We start from the raw sequence: 3,969 nt of genomic DNA, 5'->3' as shown, positions 1-3,969 counted from the left end.
GTCCAGCCCGCCTTCCAGCAGCAGGGGCCGCCCGGCATTCGCCGCGCCGGAATACATGCCTTCCAGCTCAGCCTTCAGCGCGTCGAACTGGTCCGGCGGCATCCGCCCATGCCCGCCATAGACCAGCGCGCCGGAGGGTTTGGCCGAATTGTCGATCAGGGCCTTGGCCCAGTCGGCGCTCGCATTGTGCAGGTCCAGCGCCCGCCTTGCGGCGCCAAGCGGCGGAAGCCCCATCGTGTCGCTAACCGGGTTGAACAGTTTCAGGTGCAGCACGGGGCTCCAGCCGGTCTCGGCATCGCGCCGGATCAGTCGCTCGCCATGACGCTCACGCACGGCCCAAGCCTCGACCCATCCGCGCGCATTCGCAACCGGCCGCATGGCGGACGGGGCCAGCGCATAAAGCGCCGACACTCCCGCCCCGTCCGCCGCCTCCAGTCGCACCCCTTCCAGGAACGCATTCCCGGTCAGCTGGAGCTGGGAATAGGCCGTCTCGAACAATTCGGTCGCAATGCCGTCCGGCTGGGGCCGTCGCAACAGGCGGCTCGCGCCCTCATGCGCCGTGACCAGCGGCACCGCAGCCGCCGCCTCCGCCACCATGCGGACCGCCCGATAGGCAATGGCATTGGCCAGATATCCGTCCCGCGTCAGGGCCGCGCCGTCCCGGCTGCCCCAACGGGCCTCACCCACCTCGGATAGCGCTACCAGAGGGGGCGCGGATTTCGCCTCGCGCGGGCGACGGTTGAAGGGCCAGATCGGGTTCATGAGGGGCGCTGCTCCATTTGCGTTGATGAGCAGAAATTAAATCCTCGCCACCCCCATCGGATTCAGCTTGGAAAAGTCGCGAAAAATCAGTCCGCTATGGCGAAATAGTTGAGGATTAACCGGTCACTATCCCTGTATTTTCTTGGCCCGCAGCCATAGCCAGACGGGCGCAAATCTGCTCTTTCGCCATTCGATCAGGGGCAAAGGAGCTTACAGAATGTCGGCACGTGTCATTTCCGTCGCCAACTCCAAGGGCGGCGTTGGCAAAACCACTACTTGTGTCAGTCTGGCAGAAGCTTTTGCGGCCAATGGCTTTCGCACACTGGTGGTGGACCTGGATACACAGGCCAATGCGTCCCTGCTGGTCTACGGCCATGAAGGCGACGAGCACCTCTTTCAAGCCATCAATGATTACGTCACGATTTCCGACTGGCTGCTGGAGAATTTCTTCGCTGGCGAGCACAAGCGCCTGTCGGAATTCATCGTCACCGACGCTTCTGATGTCAGCTATAATGGCAAGCCGCTCGAACTGGACCTGATCCCGTCCTCGCCGCGTCTGCGCAAGACCGAGCGCGAGCTGATCTATGAGCTGACCGCCAAGGGCTATTCCATGGAAGCGCTGCAGGGCCAGGTTGGCCGCCGCATGCGCGATGATTTCGAGAAGCTGAAGGCGGACTACGACGTCATCATCTGCGACTGCCCTCCCGGCATTTCGGTGATGACCGAAACCGTCCTCGCCGCCAGCCACCTGATCATTGTACCAACCATTCCGGACTTCATGTCCACACTCGGCCTCGACCTGTTCACGGGCGATATCATGCGAAACCTCCGCAACCGCGATATCGAGAACCTGCCCTGCGTGCTTGCCACCCGCTATGATGGCACGCCGCACCAGCAAGTCGTGCTGAATGCCATGCGCGAGGCCGCCAGCGCCAAGGAAACCGAGTTCGACATGTTCGACACGGTCATCCCGATGAAGCAGGGCTTTGCCACCAACCCGATCGAGCTTGGCCCGGAGCCGACGCTGCAGGCCAAATGGCCCGGTGACGCGCTCGGCATCATCGAGAGCCTGCTCAAGGAAGTACGAGAGAAAATTCAATGAGCGACACCGCCACTCCCCGCAGCGCCGTAGCGCTGGAATCCCTGCTCAACCAACGCGATCGCTTTGCCAAGCTGGGCGAGAAGGATTTTGCGGCGGCCACAATGCTGCTGGCGAAAAAGCTGATGATCTCCGCCGGTCAGACCACGGACGACATGAAGCATTTGCGCGAGACCGTCGGGGCCGACCTGTTCGAAACCACGCTGAAATCGCTGACCGCCCACCAGGCCCGCCAGTTGGCGCGCCGCATGGACCGATCTGTCCCGGACCTTGAAGTCTCGACGGCTGGCGCCGCCTGCGCCTGGATCCGCGGCCTTATGAACGGCACCAATCCGCCACCGACTGAACCCGCCAAGGCCGCCGAAGACACGAGCGCAGACGACACCCCGGCCGCCCCCAAGAACGCCTATTTCGGCCGGAAAGCCTTCCGCACCGGGGGCTGACGCATCATGGCGGACAAGTTCTCGCGCACGCCTGAGCACACCCGCCGCGCCCGTGCCCTTCGCCAGTCTGCTTCGAAGACGGAATACAAGGTGTGGCTTGTGCTGAGTCGCAAGCAGATGGGGGTATCGTTTCGACGCCAACACCCGGTCGGGCCTTACTTTCTCGACTATTACTGCCCGTCCCTGAAATTCGCCGTCGAAATCGATGGCGACTGGCATGATCCGAGCCGCGATGCCCGGCGAGACGCCTTTCTTGGCGAACGAGGGATCTCCATTATGCGCATTCCGGTCTCTCATATCGATGAGTCGCTTGAGGCGGTGGCTCAACGGATCAGGTCCGAGATCGAATTGATCCGGCAGCGCGAAGGCTAGTCCGCTCAGACCCCCACCTGTTCTCCCCCTTGAAAAGGGGGAGTTAGAGGGGGTTCTCGCTGACTCCCATCACATCACATATTGCGCGGATCACAGTCAGGCCTCCACCCCACCCGCAAACAATCTCCGATTGGCCGCGAGGATCGCGGCAGTGTCGGCATCGCTCGGTTCCAGCGACCAGTTATGGTGCTGGAAGGTTCCGCCCAGTACGATCCCGTCGCGGCGGCCGAACATGTAGGCGCTGCCGCCCGTGATGATATTATAGTCGATCTCGGCCTGCGGCTTGAGGATCACGAGCTGGCCGCGCACCGGATGGATTTCGGTATCGCCAAACAGTTTGCCCGCGCCCAGCCCGGTGCAATTGAACACCACTGCCTCGTCCAATGCCGCCACCTCTGCAGCGTCCTGAAACGCGCGCACAATGATCCGTCCACCCCGTTCCCTTACATCTTCTTCCAGCTTGCGGAGATAATGCGGCGTGTCCACCATCATCGTATCGAAACTGCGCGCATGGGCGGTCGTGAACGGCAATTCCCCCGGCGCGTAATCGACAACATTGATCGCGAATTCTTCCATCGGGTGGCCCGCCCGCGCGGGTTGGTTTGTCACGGGCCGGTCTGACAAGACATAGTTCACTTCCCAACTGATGCCATAATCCGGGCCGGTCAGTAACTGGAACCGCCGGAAAGAATGACGCGCCGCCGCGACATGCCGGTCCATGTATCCGGGGGCGATGGCCGCACTGTCATACACCGAAGCCGGCCACCACTGCCCGCCTGCGATGTTGGAGGTCGTGTTCGGGCTCAGCGCCTTGGCATAGAGCGTCACCTTCGCCCCGCGTTCCAGCAACAACATCGCCGTCGACAGGCCCAGCGCCCCCGCGCCCAGCACGGCATATTCCGCCACATCCGGATCAAACCCTTCCTCCACGGCCAGCTGCGCCGAGCCCCAGGACAGGGTGATCCCGCCGCCGCCATGCCCGTAATTGTGGACCACCGCCGTCTCGCCCAGCATTTCCCGCTCCACCCGGAAGCCAGACGCCCGGTAGGGCCTCAGCCCCACATCCACGCGCACGACCCGGTCGGCAGACACAAGGACCGGCGGCACGGGCTTCATCACCACGCCCGGCGCCTGCGGAACAGTCGCGCATCCGGCCACTGCTGCGGTCAGTCCGGTCGCCGTGAAGGCCCGGCGTGTCATCTGGCTCATCTGAAATCCCTCGCTTCCGACCCGCACCTTCGATCACGGGTCTGGCAAGATCAAGGCAGATCACAAGACCCGTACCCAAGGCCC

5 protein-coding genes are annotated in these 3,969 nt (G+C 63.0%); 3 read left to right on the top strand and 2 right to left on the bottom strand.

What is annotated here, in order from left to right; genetic code table 11:
• Window positions 1–762 (bottom strand): phage portal protein (locus B4F73_RS08075; protein WP_290482968.1); only part of this gene is annotated, 762 nt, incomplete at its 3' end.
• A 217-nt stretch (window positions 763–979) separates the two neighbouring features.
• Between B4F73_RS08075 and B4F73_RS08070 the strand changes: the two genes are divergently transcribed.
• The 3 genes from B4F73_RS08070 to B4F73_RS08060 are packed head-to-tail and all read left to right on the top strand — an operon-like array spanning window position 980 to window position 2,676.
• Window positions 980–1,864, top strand: coding sequence for a ParA family protein (locus tag B4F73_RS08070; protein ID WP_051607473.1), 885 nt, complete (start codon window positions 980–982; stop codon window positions 1,862–1,864).
• Window positions 1,861–2,304 carry a hypothetical protein gene (locus B4F73_RS08065; protein WP_290482967.1) on the top strand — a complete coding sequence of 148 codons (444 nt, stop codon included), beginning with the start codon at window positions 1,861–1,863 and terminating at the stop codon, window positions 2,302–2,304. The genes B4F73_RS08070 and B4F73_RS08065 overlap by 4 nt, the downstream gene beginning before the upstream one ends.
• A 6-nt stretch (window positions 2,305–2,310) precedes the next feature.
• Window positions 2,311–2,676: an endonuclease domain-containing protein gene (locus B4F73_RS08060; protein WP_290481219.1), complete on the top strand. Its 366-nt coding sequence runs from the start codon at window positions 2,311–2,313 to the stop codon at window positions 2,674–2,676.
• Window positions 2,677–2,772: 96 nt separating this feature from the next.
• On the opposite strand, the gene B4F73_RS08055 is transcribed toward B4F73_RS08060, so the two are convergent.
• Window positions 2,773–3,885 (bottom strand): FAD-dependent oxidoreductase, encoded by a 1,113-nt coding sequence (locus B4F73_RS08055; protein WP_290482966.1) that lies wholly within the window; start codon window positions 3,883–3,885, stop codon window positions 2,773–2,775.
• Window positions 3,886–3,969 lie beyond the last annotated feature (84 nt).

The sequence above is a fragment of the Hyphomonas sp. UBA3601 genome (assembly GCF_002375605.1).
In the GTDB taxonomy this organism is placed as follows: Bacteria; Pseudomonadota; Alphaproteobacteria; order Caulobacterales; family Hyphomonadaceae; genus Hyphomonas.
This window is presented reverse-complemented; position numbering and strand designations above follow the sequence as displayed.

Bases quoted from the DNA above. Each gene is read 5' to 3' on its own strand.
- B4F73_RS08070 (WP_051607473.1), top strand. From the start codon at position 980: ATGTCGGCACGTGTCATTTCCGTCGCCAACTCCAAGGGCGGCGTTGGC.
- B4F73_RS08065 (WP_290482967.1), top strand. From the start codon at position 1,861: ATGAGCGACACCGCCACTCCCCGCAGCGCCGTAGCGCTGGAATCCCTG.
- B4F73_RS08060 (WP_290481219.1), top strand. From the start codon at position 2,311: ATGGCGGACAAGTTCTCGCGCACGCCTGAGCACACCCGCCGCGCCCGT.
- B4F73_RS08055 (WP_290482966.1), bottom strand. From the start codon at position 3,885: ATGAGCCAGATGACACGCCGGGCCTTCACGGCGACCGGACTGACCGCA.